Origin of the sequence: Parasutterella secunda (genome assembly GCF_016901835.1) — a bacterium.
GTDB classification, from domain to species: Bacteria; Pseudomonadota; Gammaproteobacteria; order Burkholderiales; family Burkholderiaceae_F; genus Aphodousia; species Aphodousia faecavium.
The window spans coordinates 73,180-91,810 of sequence record NZ_JACJKX010000003.1; the positions used below are offsets into that span (position 1 = coordinate 73,180).

Consider the following 18,631-nt stretch of genomic DNA (forward strand, 5'->3'; position numbering starts at 1 on the left):
TCCATGGCAAACCGTAAAACAAAAATAATAACCAAGCAGCTCGTGGTGGTCGTGCCTTGGCCTCACCGTTATCTCTCCCCAAACTCCCGAGTAATTTGGCAAACGAAATACCAAGTCAGCCGCCGGGCTCGCTTAACCTCAAGACTTCTGACTCTTGAGCGTTTTGGTTGCGGTAACAAGGCTTATCCCATTGATGACTACATTGAAGTCCAGTTTGTGGCTCACCCGCGCGATAAACGTAAACGAGACGAAGACAACATTATTGCCAGCATGAAAGCAACTTTAGACGGTATCGCTGATGCTCTGGGCGTCAATGATGCCTCTTTCCATTTCAGAGAATTGCAAATGGCTGAAACAAAACGCCCTCCGGAAATCGAAGTTTGGCTTACTTGGAAGGAGCAAGAGAAGTGATCTATGACGAAAACCAAAAGCTCTACATTGCAGAACTCTTGCCCAGACCGGCAGCTCTTGCTCTTTCCCGAGCTGCGGAACTTGCAGCCACCTTGCCCGTTGAATCCGTTGCCCGAAAGCTCGCCATCCAGCGAACCGTCGATAAAGTCCGAGCTGAGTATCCCGAATACTTCCGACACGATGCAAAGTGTGCTCGTGTCAATCGGGGACTCTGGGAGACCGGTCGGTGAATCGGCTCCCAATGCGAAGTACACCGATGCGGAAATTGACATGGTGTTTGAACTGCGCAATCAGGGCTATTTCTATCGTGAAATATCAGAAATGATGGATATGCCAATTCGCACGATTCGCACGGTTTTAGACGGCTCTAGGCGAAATAAGCATGTTGTTGGTTGGAAAAAACTTAAAAGAAAAGCGAAAAAATGACAAAAATGAAGAAAAAATCTACAAAACCTCTGCAAAAACACCTCAGAAAACCTTCTATGACAGGGAAAATGATGCGCTTTGCACAGGAATATGTCATTGATCGCAATGCTACTCAGGCAGCAATAAGGGCGGGCTATTCAGAGCGGTCGGCTGATGTCCAAGGCGCAAGATTGTTAGGAAAAGATAGTGTTTTGCAGGAAATAGATCGTCTTACTCAGGAACTGGCAGAAAAATCCAAACTGACCGCCGAGGCGATTGTGGCCGACCTTATCGAAGTCAAAGAGCGCTGCATGCAACGTGCGCCCGTTATGGTCCGCGAAGGCAAGGAAATGGTCCAGGCGATTGATGATGAGGGCAGAAATGTCTGGCAGTTCGATGCCAAAGGCGCCAACAAATCCCTTGAGTTGCTTGGAAAACACTTGGGCATGTTCGTTGAGCGTCGTGAATTGACGGGAAAGAATGGCGGGCCGCTCCAGGTTCAGGCCTCGGGTGTGCTTCTTGTGCCTGCTGAGGTAGCACTGTCTGACTGGCAGCAGTCTGCACAGGACATAGCTGCGAATCTTGAAAAGCAGATGATGCTGGCATTGCAGCGTCAGGAGGCTAAAAAGTAATGAGCAACATTATTTGGATGCCTCATCCAGGCTCGCAAAATCTTTTCCTAAGCTGTCCTGTTTATGAAACCCTCATCCAGGGGACGCGGGGAGGCGGCAAGACGGATTGCCTTTTAATGTCCTTTGCCAAATATGTCGGTAGGGGATTTGGCCCTGCATGGACGGGAGCCCTTTTCCGTCAAACTTATCCCCAATTGGCTGACGTGGTGGCCAAATCCAAACGTTGGTTTTACCAAATTTTTCCTGGCGCAAAGTTCAATGAGTCGGATTATGTCTGGACGTTTCCTACAGGTGAACGCCTTTTCTTTCGTTATGGCGATAAGGAAGACGACTATTGGAATTACCACGGCCATGAATATCCCTGGCTTGGTTTTGAAGAGCTCACGAACTGGAAAGATGACAGTTTTTTCTCGGCCATGCTTTCCACGTGCCGTTCATCTATTGAAGGGGTGCCCAAGATGGTCCGAGCAACAACAAACCCCTTCGGCAAAGGCCACCAGTGGGTTAAAGATCGCTACGAAATCGGGGCTCATGAGCCCGGTTATGTCATTGGCCAAGCTAAAGCCCGTACACAAATCTTTAGTTCCATCTTTGAAAACTCTCATCTTTTGAAGGCTGACCCGGACTACATCCAAACCTTGATCGATTTGAAAGACCCTAATCGGCGCAAGGCTTGGCTTTACGGTGACTGGGATATTCACGTCGGATCCTTCTTTGAAGAGGTTTGGGATCCAAAAACCTGCATCGTGGACCCGTTTGAGATTCCCTCATCATGGGAAATCTGGCGCTCGTTTGACTGGGGTTATTCGGCTCCTTATGCCTGTTATTGGCTCGCCATGAATCCGGACGGTGTGATTTACGTCTGGAAAGAACTTTACGGAGCAGGGGACACACCCGGGAGCGGTACGAAGGAAGACGCCCGCATTGTGGCCAGAAAGATCATAGCCATGGAAAAGAGTTTTGATCGATTTGGTTATGACGTGCGCTTACCTCTGGCTGACCCGTCCATTTTCTCCAAGGTCGGTGTTGAAAAGACTGTGGCTTCAATCATGTGGGAGGAAGGCGTCAAGTGGTACCCGGCCTGGAATGCCAAAGGATCCCGCATCAACGGTGCCCAAACCATGATTCAAATGCTCGCAGATGGAAAACTCAAATTCTTTAAAACCTGCAAGCACGCTATTCGGACAATTCCGGCTCTGCATCCATCAGAAACTATTCCTGATGACGTGGACACGACTGAGGAAGATCACGCCTATGACGCAATCCGCTACGGCGTAATGCGCAAGCGGAGAAGCCCTGACGCTATAACCACCGAAGAAACGCCTACCAATGACTTTGACTATACCTCTAATGGTATATCTATGAGAGTGTGAACATGAATGAAATGGTCCTTGATGAAGTAACAATTTTTCCTGAAATTCCTCAGGAAGACAAAGAAACGATTGAACAAAACCCTGAGCGCAACGAGCTGGCTGCAAAGTGGAAACGTCGTTTGGAGTTCGCTCGTAAACACTGGGCGAAGTACCATAAGCGCTGCCGCTACAACCGCAAGATTGTTAAGAATGTCTCGGACGAGGCTGATCCAAACTCCGAGGATTTCAACATCAAACGGGCAAATCTTATCCAGGGGACCATCTCGGCTTTGGTGCCGGTTGTTTATGCCCGTGCTCCGGAAATCAGCGTAATTCCAAAATGTCCGCATGAACATCAAAAGGCATTTGCTCAGACGCTGCAAGACCTCATTAACATGCAGCTCAAAGAAGCTAACCTCAAAGAAATTGGCAAGGACACTGTTCGTTCGTGTGTGACGACCTCTATTGGCGCGGTTAAGGTTATTTGGCAAGACAGCATTTATACAAATCCAATGCTCAAGAAGCGCCTAGATGATGCTCAGGACAATCTTCAGCACATTGATAACCTCTTGACTCAACTCGAGGAAGGGGATGATTCAATTGAGGAATACAAGGCCAAACGCGAAGAGTTGATTTTGTCGATGCAATCGCTTGAAAAACAAGTCGAGGCCTCTATTTCGTACGGAATAGCCATTGACCATGTGCTTATTGATGATCTTTTGATTGATCCGACCGTCAGGGAATTCTCGGATTATCCCAATGCCAACTGGATCGCTCAGAAGATTCCTATGATGAAGGCCGATGCCGAAGCTCAATTCAAAAAGAAAATTAAGTCAGCGAACCTCTACAAGCTAAATGAGGACGAGGACAAACCACGCTTCACCTTGGGTGAGGATGGACAGGCCGAAAAAGATGAGGACACTCAGGTCATCATCTGGGAAATTTGGGATAAGCAAAACCAGACTGTTTATACGATTGCAGAGGGCTGTGATTACTTCCTTCGCGATCCGTACACTCCGGAATACGTGGGCGCTCGCTTTTATCCGTTTTTCCTTTTACCGTACTCAAAAGTGGATGGTGAATTCTGGGGGCCGTCCATCGTTGACTTGACCGAAAAGCTTCAAGACGAACACAACACGATTCGTGACAAGCTCGTTGAGCACCGAAACTTCATTAAGCCGGGTTATTTTGTCGGCTCTGACGTCAAAGAAAAAGACATTAAGACAATCGTTATGGATAACAACGTCGGGAGTCTGACTCAGTTGAGCATGCCGACAGAGAATATCCGCAATGCCATGGTGCCCAAAACGTATCCGCCGATTGATCCGACGTTATACGACACAACTCAAGTTCGTGAAGACTGGGAACAAACGACAGGCCTTCAGGACGCCATGCGTTCGTCAGTTAATCAAGCGAAGACCGCAACCGAGGCCCAGATTCTGCAAAACAGTCTGACAGGCCGTACGGCTGAATTCATGGATACGCTTGAAAGCTGGATTACCGATATTGCCAAATACGTGGCTCAGATCTTTGTGACTAATCTGGATGCTTCCCAGGTTCTTTATTTATTAGGCAAGGATGATCCTACTGAAATTGTCTGGGAGCAAATGGACCGCGAAACTGCTTTCCAACGAGTCACGATCAATGTTGTGGCCGGTACATCCGGCGCTCCCAACAAAGCAAGCGAACAAGAAACGTGGGGCAAGATCCTCCCGACAATCAGCCAATTGCTTGGCCAGATCATGCAAATGTCGGCTTCTGGTATGGATCCGAAGCCGTTTGTGAATCTCATGCGTGAAACGGTACGCCGCTTTGATGACCGCATTGAAGTTGAGCAATTCCTACCGGCTCAGATTGTCCAAATGCAAACCCAACCGGGACAAATGCCCATGGTTGCCCAACAGCCCGGCGCTGCTGCTCAGCAGCAATTGCCGCCTGAACTTATGTCTCAATTAGCTGCCGCCGTGCAGCAACAACCCCAATAGGAGTCTTTCATGTCTGAAGAAAAGATTGAAACCTTAGATCAAATTGCTGAAATCAGTACCCCCGGTGAACCGCAGCAAGAGCCTGAACCGCAACCGACTGAACCACAGCAACCTTCTGATAATGAACCGCAAAATGAACCGCAGCCACAGTCGGATCAACCCCAGGACGTTGATGATCAAGGAAGTGGCGATTCTCAGGAAGACATTAAGGATGAGCTTTCCAAGCGTTTGGATGAAGCCCTTAATTCTATTACGGAAGGAACTGAACACAATGAAACAAAGCCGCAACAGCCGCAAACTCCGCAACAGGCGCCTGGCTCTCAAGACAAACAATCCGGCCAACAACAAGATCCAAACAAGCAGCCTGAAAAGCCCAAGACCGAGGCTGAGGAAGAAGCCGAAATCTTGGCCATGGCTGGCAATGAACGCTCTCGCAAGCGCTTTGAGAAAATTTTGCATGAACGCAAAGAGGCTCGTGAAGTAGCCCAATCCTTCGTTCAACAAATCCGCGGCGCCGGTTATGACGAGAGAACCTTCGCCCAAGTTTTGGAGTTTGGCCGTCTTTTGAGCTCCAGCGACAATAATGATAAAAAGGCTGCAATGGCTATGCTGGATCAGGTTCGCGCCAACTTAGCCGCTGAACTTGGCCAGGAAGTGCCGGGCGTGGATTTGCTCAAGGACTATCCAGATCTTCAAAAAGAAGTGGATAGTATGAATCTTGACCGCAAGCGTGCGCTTGAAATTGCTGCCGCTCGCCGTCAGCAGCAGGAGCAAGCCCATTACAACAAGCTTGAAGCCGAGCAACGCCAATGGGGGCAACGTCTTGAATCTGCCCGTCAGCAAATGTCCACGGCTTTATTACCCATGCAAAAGGATCCGTACTTTGTACAAAAGATCAATGCGATCCATGCCTGGTTGCGGACCGGGGATAATATGGTGAATTTCGTTATGAATGTCCCGCCTGAACAATGGACGGCCAAGATTCAGCAAATGTACCAAACGCTTCCGTCTCAGTTTTATATGACCCCCAGTGCGCAAGCGAAACCGCGTTCTTCACAACCCCAGCCTTTACGCTCAAGGCCTATGAATACTGGGGTTAGAGATACATCTAAGATGAGTGTGAACGAGTACGCGCTGGATCTGATGAAGGATCTTTAACTTGAACGAAAATAAAAAATAGACATAATGAGAACTGACGGCTAAAGCTTTTTCCTAAGAGGCTTGAATGGTGGAAGCGGGGATTCACCGCCCCGCAACCTTTTTTGAAATAGCTGATAAACCTCACATCCGAAAATTTCAATCGCAGTCACCGCCGGGGTCGCGTCCGGTAGAGCCAAGGCTTAAAAGGATTTCGACGTAAGAAAGGATCGCATCTTTCAAATCTTTTAAGGCTAAAGAAAGTGAGAGTGGCTTCCTTACCCGGATGGAAAAAGTTCGTTTTTAACTTTTCCATAGGTGACTGTAATGCCCATTGCATCTGAAGACCTGAAATATATTGCAAAGCTGACGCTTTCTAAACAGCTTTCCAAGACTCCCGTTGATCAACTGAGACGTGACCATCCGTTTTTGGGCGCTCTTTTGCGTGATCGTCAAAACTTCCTCGGTGGTAAATCCCTGAGCCAGACCGTGATTAAGGATTACGGTAGCAACTTTACGAACGCTAAGGGTGAATCGCCCATTGTGTTCAATAAGCGCCAACCGACTGATATGGCCGAATTCGATTGGACGCGTGCGACCGATAGCCTCTATCTGTCTCACGATGCCCTGAAGACCAACGGTATTACCGTGAAGGAAGGTCGACGCGGTGACTATCGCATGACGAGTGACGAAAAAGTCCAATTGGCCAATATGCTCAATGATGCAACCTATGTTTTGAAGGAAGGCTTCCTTGAAAACTTGGACGCTCATTTGCATTTGAACGGTGCTCAAGCGGCTGACTGTATCGCCGGTTTGGACGCTTTGGTAGCCACGGATCCGACCAAGGGTATTGTCGGTGGCTTTGATCGCTCTACGGCTAAGTTCTGGCGTAACAATGCCGCTACCGGTGTCAAGGTTGAAAACCTTCGCCGCGTGATGGAACAGCAATGGCGCGCCTGTATTAAGCATGGTGGTCGCCCGAATTTCATCATGGCCGGTGGTAACTTCATTGACGCCTATGCCGATGCCGTGAAGTTGGTTCAAAACACTGATGCCGCCTCTCCGGATCGTGTTGATTTGGGTTTGGCCTCTAAGTCCGGTACCGATACCGGCTGCTTCTTCAAGGGTGTCCCGATTGTCTACAACAGCACGTTTGACCGCTTGGACGAAATTTTCCCGAGTGAAACGATCAAGTGGGTTGACCGCTGCTACATGCTCAATCTGGACTGCATCAAGTACCACGATGATGGTTTCGACCTTGTTGAACCGACCCGTCCGTACAACATCTTGGCCCTGTACCAAATGATGATTGTCCGCTACTCCATGTCCCTGAAACGAGCCAACGCTCACAGCGTTATCTCGATTGAGGCTGCAAGCGGCCAATCTGCTGCGACTGGTGGTCAAGGTGAAGACACCGGTTCTTAATTGACTTATTTCTGGGGACCTCGCGTCCCCAGCTCTTGATTCAAACTCTGAAGGAAATAAAAATGAAGATTGCCGTTTATGAATATTCTGTGCGCTTGTCTATCCGTTCTGAAGTGTGGGGACAGGCTAATGCCGCCGAACTTTATGTGAAAAAGGTTCTTTTTGGCGAGGATGCTGTAAAAGTCTCTGATAAGCCGATTGCGGTTGTTGACGTTGATCCGGTTGAAGAAGCTCAACGCATTGGGCGCCTCTTGGGCACCGATCGATTTGAAGCAATATTCGGAAAGCTCTCGACCGATTGGGCTTCTTTTATGAAGAAGTTCCAATACAAGGCTAAGGCCTCTGAATAATTATTTCTCAATACTGGGAGCGATCAATCATGGCTCAGCCTCAGGCCTACAAACGCCAACATGATTTTGTCAATGATGACGAAATCAATAAGGCCGCTTTAAATGAAGAATTTAACAATGCTTCAATCAGCATTAACGGCCTGCGTGACAATCTGGCTCTTATTCAGCTTGATGATGGTTCTCTCAAGCCGGGGATCGTTCATGCTGAAAATCTCGATGATGATGTGTTTGACCGCTTCCAGGTAGAAATGGAAATTGCTGCTGAAGCAGCGAAAGTATATTCCGATAGCGCTGCACGTTCTGCTCAATCAGCATATGAAGACGCTCAACAGACCGCTCAGGACCGAGCAACGGTTGAAACCTTGGCCGATCAAGTTGAATCAAATGCTAATGCTGTTAGCGCAAATACTCAACAGGTTCTTGAAAAGGCAGAACTTGTTTTCAAATTGGATCCAGATGCAGAAGTTCTGGAAGCTATCGCAAATCATATTAATGATGTTCATGCAATTGGGACAGTTATCCCAAGTCTTCCCGATATTAGTTTAGTTGCTGATGATCTTGAGGGGACTTGCCACAAGGAGATTGAAAGCTACGGCCCGATTTCTGAAGCTGTGGGTAGTGACTGCGATATTACTGGGGGACACATCGCTACTGTTTCCAAAAACATGGATGCAGTCATCAACATCGATGACAATCTCGACACTATCCTTTCGCTAAACGACAGATTGGATGAAGCGCCAGGCTATGTTGAAACCCTGACGGGTTTGGTTCAGCAAGGCGAGGAGATCCTTAACCAAACGTCTGAGAATGCCGAACTGGCTAAAGCATGGGCAACCAAAACTGACGGCACGGTAGACGGATCAGAATACTCTGCCAAGTATTACGCGCAACAAGCGATCCAAAGTAAAAACGATGCAGAAACTGCCAAACAAGAAGCCATTGCAGCTCAAAGTGCAGCAGAGGATGCAAATACGAGTGCACAGGCAGCAAAGTCGGATGCTCAAACAGCCGCAACGACAGCTACAAATAAAGTAACAGAAGCCAGTGGTTATGCTACGGCTGCCTCTAATGCAAAGACTGCGGCTGAGTCTGCCCGTGATGAGGCAATTCAAGCTAAAGAAACAGCAGAAGATATTGCTACAGGCATCGGCGATCCCCTGGGAAGAGAGGAAGCGGCATCAACATACGTCAGCAAAACGTATGCCTCTGCAACCTATGCGACAAAAACAGAAGTAAATGCCGGTTTAAGTGGCAAAGCGAGCGCATCTCACACGCATACGATTGCAGGGGTTGATGGTTTGCAGACTGCGTTGGATGGCAAAGCAAACGCTTCACATACACATCCTTCAAGCAATATCACGGGGTTGGGTTCTTTAGCATCCAAATCTTCTGTTGGCTACAACGAGTTAGCCAATGTCATTAGCTATGGGAGCATTGCATAAATGAAAGTTGTTGGACAGGCCTATGGTACAGAGTCACAAATAGCTCAATACACGGGCAACACCGGTGCGCCCGGGCAGCTCGTTTGGAGCACGGATGGGAAGCGTTTTTATGCGTTCAATGGATCGACTAAAGGCGGTTTCAGAATCGCAATGTATTCTGAAATCCAAAGTTTGCAAAACACAGTCAATGGTAAGGCGAACGCATCCCATACCCACTCAATCGGAAACGTCACCAATTTGCAATCGACACTTGATGGTAAGGTGATAAAGAGCGGATCCCGAGGAACGCTCGCTGGGTATGAGGCATTACAAAATCAAGGCTCGGCTTTTACGATCAACAACGATTCCGGCGACAACTATCGCTTTACAGCCGCTGCTCGTATTACGGTGGCAAACGGTGCAGCCAACCAAACGTGGACTAAGGTTGTTGGGATTACTAACGCCAGTGCCACTATTTCATTAGGTTCGAGCTGGAAATGGTCTGGTGGCGAAACTCCAACGGTTAAAGCCAATAGCGTACTTGTGCTCAAGTGGTTGGGTACTTTCGGTTTTGCAGCACTTCAAAATACAACGGCGTAAAAAAATGATTAAAAAGTACATTTATCAAGATCAAGAATACCTCTCGGCCTACTTGGTCAGAGACGCAATTCTCAAAGCTGAGAACATGATTTTCGGCGAAGAGCCTGAAGAAGGTAAAGCGGAGTTTTGGGCCGCGCTTGGTGTCACTTACACCGAAGAACCCGATCCGGAACCGACGCCAGAAGAGCTTTTAGCTGAAGCAAAAATCGAGCGCGCCAAAAAGGTTGCCAAGATCAAGGTGACCGTTGACGGGATGGAGTTCGACGGCGATGAAACGGCTCAGACTCGTATGGGTAGAACAATTGCTGCCGCAGTTGCTTTAGGTGTAGACATCAACACGTACACCCAAACGTGGGTGCTGGCCGACAACACGGTAGCTACCCCGACAATTAAGCAGCTTGCTCAAGCTCTGAAGCTTGCAGGCGAAGCCCAAACGGATCTGTGGACGGTTCCGTATACCGCCGAATTAAAGGCTGAATAATGACCCATCCGGACTATTTTCAAGTTCTGGTCGCCATAGATCAGTTGGCCAATACACTGCTTGGCGGGTACGCCGATGAAACGCTATCCAGCCGAGCTTGGCGCCATAAGAAAGACGGTTCCCGCTCTTGGCCTGTGTGGATTATCGACCACTTGTTTTTCTGGCAAGACAACCACTGCAAAGAAGCTTACGAGAGTGAGATGAAACGCGCACAACTTCCACCGAGCTTGAGAGAGGTGAAAAATGTTGAATAATGAGCTCTTATTGGTTAATTCACAAACACCACACACGCATACAGTTACGGTCGGCGAGGTTCTTATTAGAGACAATTCTGGTCTCAGGGGTTATGGATTTGCTAATTCAAGCAACCATCTTGGGGGTAGTATTTCGCCAACTAATTCGCCAGAGAACGCTCAACTAATAGAAGTTTATTATGACCAACTGTCTAATCAAACTTGGGTAAAAGTAAACGGTCGTTTTACAGACGCGTATGAATTATATTTAGGTAGATCTGACTTAAAGAAAAATTTTGGTACCTGTACTACAGGATCTAGTCCCGATGGATATGCAGTATGGCGAGACGATGATCCTGTACTTTTCACTGCCGAAGACGTAGGTAAAAAGATTCCTATTTGGCTCAGTTATAGCCCCCCCCATACTAATCTCGATTTGCGCAGCTGCAACTCTTCTAGCTATAGGAGGGTTGCGTAATGTTGAATAATGATTTGTTGTTAGTTCCTGCAATTAAAAAGCCGTATGTAGGTGAGGGTTCTTGGGTCATTCAAGTAGGGACCTACTCAGGTGGAGTTATTGACCTTTGTTATGGAGTGGGGTCTGGTTTTGGAAGCGCAACGTCGTACGATCCTAGAGGGAATTACATTTATGGGACTAATGGGGCGACAGCAACTGTATATTCGAGTTTTCTATTGCGTAGTATTTATGACGACTATACTAATAGGCTTGAGGAAAACGAGCTAAGTGCGTACTTTACCCCAACGAGCGTTGCTACAACCGTTTACGTTCATCGTAGAAAGGGAAGTAGTATTGTTAGTGAAGCTTTTAACAAAAAAGCTAACGATGTTACATTTATCTCAAGCTTCGATCATGTTTTATTTGACGCAAGCGATTTAGGCAAAAAGATTAACATATACATAGGCCCCTCTTCGACCCCTCCCCAGTGGCTCTAAGCCATTGTTCTTCAAGCAACTCTTCTGTTTTTGGGAGGGTTGCGTAAATGCTTAATAACGACTTACTTTTATGCGGACAAAAGAGCCTTGATGGGGTTTGGGAGATCACGGTTGGCCATAGCCTGGATAGTAATTATCCGACAAACCATTATGGGTGGTACAACAGTTATCGTGGCTCCATTACCCAGTTACATAAAGATAGCTATATACACACCATTGAAGGGCATTCCTTTCCGGTCGAAGCTTTAAAGAGTTTGGAATCTGTTTATTACGCTGACGGGAATACAAGCGATCGTATAGATCTTAAACCCCTCTACACTGAGGTAGAGGATGACTCGCTGTATGTGCACGTTAAGAAGGGTTCTTCTGTTGCATCAGCAAAACTTGCCTTTACTGGGTCGGCGCTTCAAGCAGAAGCCGAGCCAGCACGCCTGTTTAACTCATCTGATGTTGGTAAGACCTACCGAGTGTATATTGGCCCGAAGGCCACACCTCCTTTTTAGAAGTTTTTTTATATTTTGGCTACTTCCTAAAGGCTAATTACGCAGCTAAGAGTAGGCCAAACTAAAAGCAAGCCCCGGGGCTCACCGCTTCGGGGCTTTTGTTAAAGCTCAAATACTCAGCATACTGCGCAAGCCAAAGAAAACCCATCATAAGATCATTCCAGTAATTCCAATGGATGTACTGGGATGATTGCTTCTCTTACAAATACTTTGTCTGGTGGTGTTGAGCGGTCCTTAATGACTATCGGAGGACTGGTAGGTGCCGCATTTAGTTTCGCCTTTGGTGATGTTGCTCCACTAATGCTGTGGCTCATGATCTTTGTCGTTGCCGATATGGTGACGGGGATGCTTGCTGCGGTACGAAACCATTCATGGTGCGGAAAGGTGCTCTTTTGGGGAGTTATCCGCAAAGTGGTCATGTTTTCGATCATTGCTCTGGCCCATGGTTTAGACATGACACTGCATGATCTTATACATATCGATTTCGTTCAATCCGTTGTCATCGTTGCATATACCGCCGGCGAGTTTGGTTCGGTGATTAAAAACCTCGAAAAAGCAGGCTTGGGCAGCATTATCCCGCCGGTGCTCCGCTACATTCTTTACGCAATCAATCAATACCTCGAAGAGCGCGCCTCTAAAACCCTTCCAATCAAACTCCATGCACCCAATAAAAAGGACGAAATCAAATGAAGATTGGATTTTTTGATACGAAAGAATTTGAAAGCAAGGACGGAAAACAGTCGCCGTTTGATGACACTGTTGTCAAACGTGAACTTATTGTGAAGCTCAATGCCATTAGAAGTCGGTACGGCAAACCTATTGTTGTCACTTCCGGTTACCGAAGCCCTGAGCACAACGCAACTGTGGGCGGCGTAAAGAATTCCTATCACACTCTGGGGCTGGCAGCAGACATTCGACCGCTGTCTAAGAATATGGCTGATTTGCCGGAGCTTCAAAGAATTTGTGATGAGATGAATCCAAACGGTGGAGTTGGTTTCTACAACACATTTGTACATGTTGACGTGCGTGGTGAGCACGCTCGTTGGGATGAGAGAGGTTAAGAACTATGGCTCAGGCACCTGCATATTTAAGAAGTAAAAACTTTGTCGAAAACACGGGGAATGCGACAGATCACTCCGCACTCAACAATGAATTTGACAATGTGGCCAAGTCCATTAAAGGTCTTCGAGACAATCAATCGTTGCTTCTTAATGACGACGGAACATTAAAAGAAAACATTATTCAAGCAGACAGTTTGACTGAAGCGGCTGTTGAGCGTTTGCGCGGACCTAAGGGTTTAAAGGGCAATACGGGCGATACGGGACCAGAGGGGCCTCGAGGTGAACAAGGCGTTAAGGGAGATGTCGGAGCGTCATTTGTGGCTGACATTTCGGATATCAAAGCCAACCGTTCGATGTACGACTTGATGCCAAAAGGTTTCAGTTTCTTGGCGATGGACGAGGGCAAGCTCTATTGGAAGTTGTCGTTGACGCAGGCGGATTGGTCTTCAGGCATAACTTTTGGCAAAGGAGACAAGGGAGATAAAGGCGACACCGGTGAACAAGGTGAGCAAGGTGAGCGAGGTCTACAAGGTATTCAGGGCGACCCTGGTCCCAAGGGTGATCCGGGTGAGGATGGAACCGATGGTCTGGTTACCTCCGTTGATCAAACCGTGAAGACTGCCAACTTAATCGGTAAATCCCTTTTGTCTGTGAATCTTGTTGTTAATGGAAGCGGGCAACTTTCTATCAAGATTAGTGCGGAGTAGTGACCTATGGTAACCAATCCTCTTCAAAGACGACAAAAAACGATGGGAGCGCTTCTTTCTGAACTTCGCTCCCGATTAGGGTTTATTGCTCAGGGTTCATCCTCTCAGGCAAACGATCCTATTTTGATTTCATTTTTGCAGGAAGCCGCCGATATTGTGGTGGCGGATTTGGGAATCCCGTTTTTCAAGCGCATAACCACAATCAAGATAGTCAAAGGATCAAAGTTTTACGACTGGCACGATGACGAAAACGATGAGGATATCAATCCGCAGGATGTAACCGGACTTTATATCGCTGATGGGGTTGATCAACGCTATCGCTTGATTGAAGGGATTTCAGAATGGATGCGAGCGGAAATTGATCAGAATATGCCGACGCATTTTGATCGGACCAATGGCCAAATTGAGCTGTATCCAATCCCTGAGCGTGACTACGGTTTGGTAATCGAATGGAATAGCACCCATTTCAAGTTCACAGAAAAGGATGATCGTTGCCCAGCAAACTCACGTTTGGTGTTCTTACGAGCTTTAGCCACAGCACAGGCTCATTACCGTATGCCGGAAGCGCAGCAAACGGCTGCTGCCTATAACGAACTTTTGAGCTATGAACGGGGAAATAACGTCACCTTTAAACAGTATTCTTTGTCTGAAGGTAAAGGTGAGAAAAGTTACTTTGTCACCATGGGGGCTGACGGAAAATTCAGTGCTCATCGTTACTAAGGAGAGTTCACCATGCCTTCGATAAGTTTTTCCAGGTTCGATCTCGGCGTTGACCTCCGTAAAGGTGCTTCTGTCTCAGATGCCAACCGTTTGCGCCAGATGAAAAATGCCTACGTGACTACAGGTTTAGCAACCGCTAAGCGGCCTGGTTTCAGAAAGGTTGCTGATCTTGAGCCCGGTACAAAAGGGTTGTTTTCCGCAAATGGGAAACTCAATACCTTTGCTGCCTCAAATATTACCCATGCCAATTCACTGTTTCAGAGTCATAAATTAGACACTGATGGAAAAACACTTAAAGATATTTGGTACGCCGATATCTTTAATGGTTATCTGTACGTTGTAGCGGAATATACCGACGGGACAATTCAGCATCATTATTTAGACTCATCAGATAATACTAAGGTTACTGATTCTAATTGTCCTCAAACCAAAGCCTGCGTAAAAATGCAGTCCAAAATGTTTGCCGTGGGTAAGGACGGTGATACGGTTCGCTATTCAAAAACCGGTGATGCGAGAAATTGGACAGAATCGGATGATGCAGGCTTTTTGCCGACCGGATTAAATGCCAGAGGCGATAAGACGGCCAATGCTTTAGGTATTTATAAAAAGAACCTGGTTGTTTTTGCCAAAGATAATGCTCAAATTTGGACCGTTGACCCTGATCCGACCGCAATGGTCCTGGAAGATCTGGTAGAAAACGTAGGTACCTCTTATCCTCGCACAGTGGCAAATGTCGGCGGTGACATTTATTTCTTGGGTGACTACGGTTTCCGTTCCATCACAACGTTGCAATACACCAATAACTTGGCTGACGTGGACGTTGGTTCTCCCATTGATTCATTGGTTCGGCAAGCCCTTAGTGATCCAAATGTCAATCCTCGCTCTTTCTACTTCTATGGTACGGGCCAGTATGTCTGCGCAATGGGGAATCATTTGTTTGTTTACTCTTTTTCGCGCACGGCCAAAATCGCCGCTTGGTCAGAATACTTCCTTGCCTTCCCAATTGAGGCTGTAGCTGAGAATAATCAACGCCTTTATGTACGTTCCGGAGATTCGGTCTATCAGCTCGATGATGAAGTAAAAACTGATAATGGTCAGCAATATGAAATGCTCGTTGAGCTCCCGTACATGGACTTTAAGAAGCCGGGCATTTTGAAGCATATCCGTGGCATGGATGTGGTCTTTGACGGTTCCGCTTATGTCTCCATTGGTTACAACGCCAATGATCCCGATGCGTTTACTCCTGAATTGTTGGTTTCCGGAAATACACGTCCTGGAGGTTTGATCCCTGTGGAGTGTATCGGGACAGAATTTTCAGTTCGAGTCAGAAATTACGATGCCAAACCTTTCCAATTGAACGGCATTACTTTGTATTACGAGCTTTTGGACACAATCTAAAAATGAATAATCAGATCTTCTTTTTGCAGTCAGAGGAAGAATTCAAACCTCACTGGGAAATAGTTAAACCCATGCTTGAGAAATGTGTCATCCATGCAGTCCACGGTGAGTATCAAGTAGAGGACATTTACCTGATGGTTAAGGAACAAAGGGCTTTTGTGATCTATTCCCTTTGGAATGGAGAACCATCCGTTGCGCTTGCGGTGGAGTGGGTGATTTATCCTCGGATGAAAGCGGTGAACATTATGGCTTTGGGTGGGAAAAATTTAATTCCCAGTGCGAACGTGTTTTGGGCAAGGATTTTGAACATGCTTAAAAGCGTTGGCATTGAGTACGTTGAATGTTCTTGCTCGGAGGCTATGGCCCGCATGCTTACGTCAAAGCTGAACTTCCAACGGACGTATGAGTTTTTGCGTTTAAAACTGTAGGAGAAATCTGAAATGTGTTTATCTGAAATTGGAATTATCGGAGGCGGTGACGTTCGCGCATGTGGCCGCCGGAGTCATTACCAAAAGTCAGGTCCGCTCTATAAGGGCGGTGGTAGCGATAAGGCTGCGCGATTGGAAGCCCAGCGCCGAGAGATTGCTGAAGCTGCTCGAGAAGCCATCCTAGAAGAATTTGCCGATGCAGGACGTGAATCGCTTTATAACCAACATCGTGATGCGGTTTATGACCTTAACACTCAGGAAGTGAATCGTCAGGCCGAAGAGGCTGAGCGTGCTAATCGTTTTGCGTTGGCTCGTAATGGCCTTTTGGGGGGCTCTGTCAATATTGATGCCAATGAAGAATTGAATCGCCGTACCAATGAAGGTTTGATGCAGGCCCAGGGGTTGGCTGATGATGCGGCCGCTTCTTTGCGTACTCAGGACGAAAACACAAAAAACAGTCTTTTGAGTATGGCGAACAACGGCATTAATGCTGCTCAGGCTTCTCAATTGGCTTCTGAAGGTTTAAAGGCCAATCTCCAAAATGCAGCCGCCAATGAGGCCGTTGCTCAAGTGGGCAATTTGTTCGGCGATATGCAAAACGCCTATTTGTATAACCAGGCTGTGAAACAAAACGCTAATTTATATAACCCGTATTTGGCCCAGCAACAAAAGGATCCGACTGCTCCGCAAAACTCTTACGGTGGCACTGTGTCCTAATGAGGTAGGAGGTTTTGAACTATGGGAACCGCTGCCATTGCCGGTTTGATTATTTCGCTTATTGGCGCTGCGATGCAGACCTATGCGAGCTATCAATCCAATAAGGATGCTCAGTCGATCATTAACCGTGCAGAACAACAAAACACTGCGGATCATAAGAAGCTCATTGACAACATCAATCAGGAAACGACCAACTACGCAGCTGAAAAGCGCAAAGAAGCTCAAGACGAAATTGCCTCACAACTTGAAGGTCAATTCAAAGAACCTGTGAGCGAATCTCAGGCGATCCGCGCTGAACAGCAAACCACGCAAGGTGACGTTTCTGAGGATTACAAACGAGCCAAGGCGGCTTCTGATCAACGCACGCAACAGACAATTGGCACGTTGGCCAACTTGATGGGACGAGTGAAATCCTCCGGTCGCTTACGCATGAACGAAGGAATCCGCATGGCGGACATGGCTTCCGAGAATGATTGGCTGGCCAACAACGCCATGAATCGTTCTACAGCAGCCAAGATCGATGCGCAAAACGCATTGAATGGCTATCAGACCTTGAAGATGCTTGGTCAAGGAGCAAGCGCTGTTGGTACGGCTTTGTCTTTGGGATCGAGTTTAGCCGGTAGTGGAGCCTCGGCAGCGAGTAATGCAGGTACCTTGGCTGATACAAGCGCGCAATTAGGTTCAACCTATGCACCTTCTTATGCAGCGTCTTCTGCTGTGTACGGCGCTAATGCCTCTCCCTCGCTTTGGTTCAACTTTGGAAATGCTGGCGATGTCCTCAAAGCCAGTACCAATGATGCCTGGACAAAGGCATTTGCCAATGGCTCTTACGGTGCCCTTTTTTAATTAGGAAGGTGTTCAGATGAGGATGCAATTTGACAATCAGAGCACAAACGCCCTTGGCCGAGTCTTTCAAAACTTGGCCACGTTACCGGCCAGAGCCCGCTTGATGGAGCAGGAAAACCAAATCAAAGCCCTGATGAATCGGTCTTTGTTGGATAGCCGGGCGTCAACAGCAGAACTTAACCGAGTTAAGGCTGCGCGTGAGCAACAGGCTTTTGATTTGATGAATCGAGCGACGGAACTTTTTGCCAAAGATCGTGATGCGGCGAATTTCTATGCCCTTCAAGGTGGCGGCAAGGCGTATACGCCCTTTTCCAATGTTGGAAATACTGGTTACTCGATCAATGAGGCAACGGGCGTTCAAACATTGGGCAACCCTAACTTAGCTCGTGTTTTCAAAACTAAAACGATAAGAACAAGTGGCGGAGGTTCCGGTGGAAATGGTCCAAGACTTAATCCCAGTCAGATAAAAGTTTTTTATCCGACGCCATTGTTGGATGATCAGGGTAAGCCAGTCATCAATAACAGTACCTTGCAGCCGATCATGACGACTGATGATAAGGCCATGTTGCAAGATATGATTCAAATGCAGCAACAAGGCTATCCATCAACGTTAGAAGGTTTTATTGCGTTTAAGGGTGGATTGCCTTCGCCTGTATCTAAAGCTTTTACTGGAGTTCCTCAACCAGCAACACCAGCGGCTACTCAACCGGCATCGTTACCGCAGACGCCTCCGATTCAACAAACCTACGTTCCTCCAGAACAGACCAATAAGGATGCCGCGATAGAGTCAATTCGCAAGCGCTATCTAAACGGCGAGATCAGTAAGGAAGACGCAAGACAAGCCTTAGCAGTTTATGGATATTAA

The 18,631-nt window shown here is 47.3% G+C and carries 24 protein-coding genes; all 24 read left to right on the forward strand.

Features of this window, described 5'->3' with window-relative positions; translation table 11 throughout:
* The first annotated feature begins 3 nt into the window (after positions 1-3).
* The 24 genes from H5985_RS02645 (at position 4) to H5985_RS02760 (ending at position 18,631) form a co-directional block, all read left to right on the forward strand.
* On the forward strand, positions 4-411 hold the full coding sequence (locus H5985_RS02645; protein WP_205049770.1) for an endonuclease: 408 nt from the start codon (positions 4-6) through the stop codon (positions 409-411).
* Entirely contained in the window at positions 408-641 is a 234-nt protein-coding gene (locus H5985_RS02650) for a hypothetical protein (protein ID WP_205049771.1), read from the forward strand. Before H5985_RS02645 ends, H5985_RS02650 begins: the two co-directional genes overlap by 4 nt.
* A gap of 40 nt (positions 642-681) precedes the next feature.
* The gene (locus tag H5985_RS02655) at positions 682-837 is read left to right on the forward strand and encodes a hypothetical protein (RefSeq protein ID WP_205049772.1); all 156 of its coding nucleotides are present in this window, start codon (positions 682-684) and stop codon (positions 835-837) included.
* Positions 834-1,448 carry a terminase small subunit gene (locus H5985_RS02660; RefSeq protein WP_205049773.1) on the forward strand — a complete coding sequence of 205 codons (615 nt, stop codon included), beginning with the start codon at positions 834-836 and terminating at the stop codon, positions 1,446-1,448. The genes H5985_RS02655 and H5985_RS02660 overlap by 4 nt, the downstream gene beginning before the upstream one ends.
* Before the next feature lie 17 nt (positions 1,449-1,465).
* Complete coding sequence (locus H5985_RS02665; protein ID WP_275096134.1) at positions 1,466-2,821, forward strand: terminase large subunit domain-containing protein; 1,356 nt, start codon at positions 1,466-1,468, stop codon at positions 2,819-2,821.
* A gap of 2 nt (positions 2,822-2,823) precedes the next feature.
* Positions 2,824-4,785, forward strand: a complete 1,962-nt coding sequence (locus H5985_RS02670) for a hypothetical protein (RefSeq protein ID WP_205049775.1) — start codon at positions 2,824-2,826, stop codon at positions 4,783-4,785.
* Positions 4,786-4,794: 9 nt separating this feature from the next.
* Positions 4,795-5,943 (forward strand): hypothetical protein, encoded by a 1,149-nt coding sequence (locus tag H5985_RS02675; protein WP_205049776.1) that lies wholly within the window; start codon positions 4,795-4,797, stop codon positions 5,941-5,943.
* Between the two features lie 306 nt (positions 5,944-6,249).
* Positions 6,250-7,347, forward strand: coding sequence for a phage major capsid protein (locus H5985_RS02680; protein WP_205049777.1), 1,098 nt, complete (start codon positions 6,250-6,252; stop codon positions 7,345-7,347).
* 62 nt (positions 7,348-7,409) lie between these two features.
* Positions 7,410-7,697, forward strand: a complete 288-nt coding sequence (locus H5985_RS02685; protein ID WP_205049778.1) for a hypothetical protein — start codon at positions 7,410-7,412, stop codon at positions 7,695-7,697.
* Positions 7,698-7,726: 29 nt separating this feature from the next.
* On the forward strand, positions 7,727-9,139 hold the full coding sequence (locus H5985_RS02690) for a phage tail fiber repeat family protein (protein ID WP_205049779.1): 1,413 nt from the start codon (positions 7,727-7,729) through the stop codon (positions 9,137-9,139).
* Positions 9,140-9,718 carry a phage tail fiber repeat family protein gene (locus H5985_RS02695; protein ID WP_205049780.1) on the forward strand — a complete coding sequence of 193 codons (579 nt, stop codon included), beginning with the start codon at positions 9,140-9,142 and terminating at the stop codon, positions 9,716-9,718.
* A 4-nt stretch (positions 9,719-9,722) separates the two neighbouring features.
* Positions 9,723-10,199: a DUF4376 domain-containing protein gene (locus H5985_RS02700; RefSeq protein WP_205049781.1), complete on the forward strand. Its 477-nt coding sequence runs from the start codon at positions 9,723-9,725 to the stop codon at positions 10,197-10,199.
* On the forward strand, positions 10,199-10,453 hold the full coding sequence (locus H5985_RS02705; protein WP_205049782.1) for a hypothetical protein: 255 nt from the start codon (positions 10,199-10,201) through the stop codon (positions 10,451-10,453). Before H5985_RS02700 ends, H5985_RS02705 begins: the two co-directional genes overlap by 1 nt.
* A 456-nt stretch (positions 10,454-10,909) precedes the next feature.
* Positions 10,910-11,386: a hypothetical protein gene (locus H5985_RS02710; protein WP_205049783.1), complete on the forward strand. Its 477-nt coding sequence runs from the start codon at positions 10,910-10,912 to the stop codon at positions 11,384-11,386.
* A 47-nt stretch (positions 11,387-11,433) separates the two neighbouring features.
* Positions 11,434-11,889, forward strand: coding sequence for a hypothetical protein (locus tag H5985_RS02715; RefSeq protein WP_205049784.1), 456 nt, complete (start codon positions 11,434-11,436; stop codon positions 11,887-11,889).
* A gap of 186 nt (positions 11,890-12,075) precedes the next feature.
* The gene (locus H5985_RS02720; RefSeq protein ID WP_205049785.1) at positions 12,076-12,579 is read left to right on the forward strand and encodes a phage holin family protein; all 504 of its coding nucleotides are present in this window, start codon (positions 12,076-12,078) and stop codon (positions 12,577-12,579) included.
* The gene (locus H5985_RS02725) at positions 12,576-12,950 is read left to right on the forward strand and encodes a YcbK family protein (protein ID WP_205049786.1); all 375 of its coding nucleotides are present in this window, start codon (positions 12,576-12,578) and stop codon (positions 12,948-12,950) included. The genes H5985_RS02720 and H5985_RS02725 overlap by 4 nt, the downstream gene beginning before the upstream one ends.
* Before the next feature lie 5 nt (positions 12,951-12,955).
* Complete coding sequence (locus tag H5985_RS02730; protein ID WP_205049787.1) at positions 12,956-13,657, forward strand: collagen-like protein; 702 nt, start codon at positions 12,956-12,958, stop codon at positions 13,655-13,657.
* A 6-nt stretch (positions 13,658-13,663) separates the two neighbouring features.
* On the forward strand, positions 13,664-14,377 hold the full coding sequence (locus H5985_RS02735) for a phage adaptor protein (protein WP_205049788.1): 714 nt from the start codon (positions 13,664-13,666) through the stop codon (positions 14,375-14,377).
* A 12-nt stretch (positions 14,378-14,389) separates the two neighbouring features.
* Positions 14,390-15,775 (forward strand): hypothetical protein, encoded by a 1,386-nt coding sequence (locus H5985_RS02740; protein ID WP_205049789.1) that lies wholly within the window; start codon positions 14,390-14,392, stop codon positions 15,773-15,775.
* Positions 15,776-15,777: 2 nt separating this feature from the next.
* Complete coding sequence (locus H5985_RS02745) at positions 15,778-16,203, forward strand: hypothetical protein (protein ID WP_205049790.1); 426 nt, start codon at positions 15,778-15,780, stop codon at positions 16,201-16,203.
* Between the two features lie 12 nt (positions 16,204-16,215).
* Entirely contained in the window at positions 16,216-16,920 is a 705-nt protein-coding gene (locus H5985_RS02750; protein WP_205049791.1) for a hypothetical protein, read from the forward strand.
* 21 nt (positions 16,921-16,941) lie between these two features.
* The gene (locus H5985_RS02755) at positions 16,942-17,766 is read left to right on the forward strand and encodes a hypothetical protein (protein ID WP_205049792.1); all 825 of its coding nucleotides are present in this window, start codon (positions 16,942-16,944) and stop codon (positions 17,764-17,766) included.
* 22 nt (positions 17,767-17,788) lie between these two features.
* On the forward strand, positions 17,789-18,631 hold the full coding sequence (locus H5985_RS02760) for a hypothetical protein (RefSeq protein ID WP_205049793.1): 843 nt from the start codon (positions 17,789-17,791) through the stop codon (positions 18,629-18,631).

What these genes read in the sequence shown, in the direction of transcription:
- H5985_RS02645 (WP_205049770.1), top strand. Translation starts at nt 4, where the DNA reads ATGGCAAACCGTAAAACAAAAATAATAACCAAGCAGCTCGTGGTGGTC.
- H5985_RS02655 (WP_205049772.1), top strand. Translation starts at nt 682, where the DNA reads ATGGTGTTTGAACTGCGCAATCAGGGCTATTTCTATCGTGAAATATCA.
- H5985_RS02660 (WP_205049773.1), top strand. Translation starts at nt 834, where the DNA reads ATGACAAAAATGAAGAAAAAATCTACAAAACCTCTGCAAAAACACCTC.
- H5985_RS02665 (WP_275096134.1), top strand. Translation starts at nt 1,466, where the DNA reads ATGCCTCATCCAGGCTCGCAAAATCTTTTCCTAAGCTGTCCTGTTTAT.
- H5985_RS02670 (WP_205049775.1), top strand. Translation starts at nt 2,824, where the DNA reads ATGAATGAAATGGTCCTTGATGAAGTAACAATTTTTCCTGAAATTCCT.
- H5985_RS02675 (WP_205049776.1), top strand. Translation starts at nt 4,795, where the DNA reads ATGTCTGAAGAAAAGATTGAAACCTTAGATCAAATTGCTGAAATCAGT.
- H5985_RS02680 (WP_205049777.1), top strand. Translation starts at nt 6,250, where the DNA reads ATGCCCATTGCATCTGAAGACCTGAAATATATTGCAAAGCTGACGCTT.
- H5985_RS02685 (WP_205049778.1), top strand. Translation starts at nt 7,410, where the DNA reads ATGAAGATTGCCGTTTATGAATATTCTGTGCGCTTGTCTATCCGTTCT.
- H5985_RS02690 (WP_205049779.1), top strand. Translation starts at nt 7,727, where the DNA reads ATGGCTCAGCCTCAGGCCTACAAACGCCAACATGATTTTGTCAATGAT.
- H5985_RS02695 (WP_205049780.1), top strand. Translation starts at nt 9,140, where the DNA reads ATGAAAGTTGTTGGACAGGCCTATGGTACAGAGTCACAAATAGCTCAA.
- H5985_RS02700 (WP_205049781.1), top strand. Translation starts at nt 9,723, where the DNA reads ATGATTAAAAAGTACATTTATCAAGATCAAGAATACCTCTCGGCCTAC.
- H5985_RS02705 (WP_205049782.1), top strand. Translation starts at nt 10,199, where the DNA reads ATGACCCATCCGGACTATTTTCAAGTTCTGGTCGCCATAGATCAGTTG.
- H5985_RS02710 (WP_205049783.1), top strand. Translation starts at nt 10,910, where the DNA reads ATGTTGAATAATGATTTGTTGTTAGTTCCTGCAATTAAAAAGCCGTAT.
- H5985_RS02715 (WP_205049784.1), top strand. Translation starts at nt 11,434, where the DNA reads ATGCTTAATAACGACTTACTTTTATGCGGACAAAAGAGCCTTGATGGG.
- H5985_RS02720 (WP_205049785.1), top strand. Translation starts at nt 12,076, where the DNA reads ATGATTGCTTCTCTTACAAATACTTTGTCTGGTGGTGTTGAGCGGTCC.
- H5985_RS02725 (WP_205049786.1), top strand. Translation starts at nt 12,576, where the DNA reads ATGAAGATTGGATTTTTTGATACGAAAGAATTTGAAAGCAAGGACGGA.
- H5985_RS02730 (WP_205049787.1), top strand. Translation starts at nt 12,956, where the DNA reads ATGGCTCAGGCACCTGCATATTTAAGAAGTAAAAACTTTGTCGAAAAC.
- H5985_RS02735 (WP_205049788.1), top strand. Translation starts at nt 13,664, where the DNA reads ATGGTAACCAATCCTCTTCAAAGACGACAAAAAACGATGGGAGCGCTT.
- H5985_RS02740 (WP_205049789.1), top strand. Translation starts at nt 14,390, where the DNA reads ATGCCTTCGATAAGTTTTTCCAGGTTCGATCTCGGCGTTGACCTCCGT.
- H5985_RS02745 (WP_205049790.1), top strand. Translation starts at nt 15,778, where the DNA reads ATGAATAATCAGATCTTCTTTTTGCAGTCAGAGGAAGAATTCAAACCT.
- H5985_RS02750 (WP_205049791.1), top strand. Translation starts at nt 16,216, where the DNA reads ATGTGTTTATCTGAAATTGGAATTATCGGAGGCGGTGACGTTCGCGCA.
- H5985_RS02755 (WP_205049792.1), top strand. Translation starts at nt 16,942, where the DNA reads ATGGGAACCGCTGCCATTGCCGGTTTGATTATTTCGCTTATTGGCGCT.
- H5985_RS02760 (WP_205049793.1), top strand. Translation starts at nt 17,789, where the DNA reads ATGCAATTTGACAATCAGAGCACAAACGCCCTTGGCCGAGTCTTTCAA.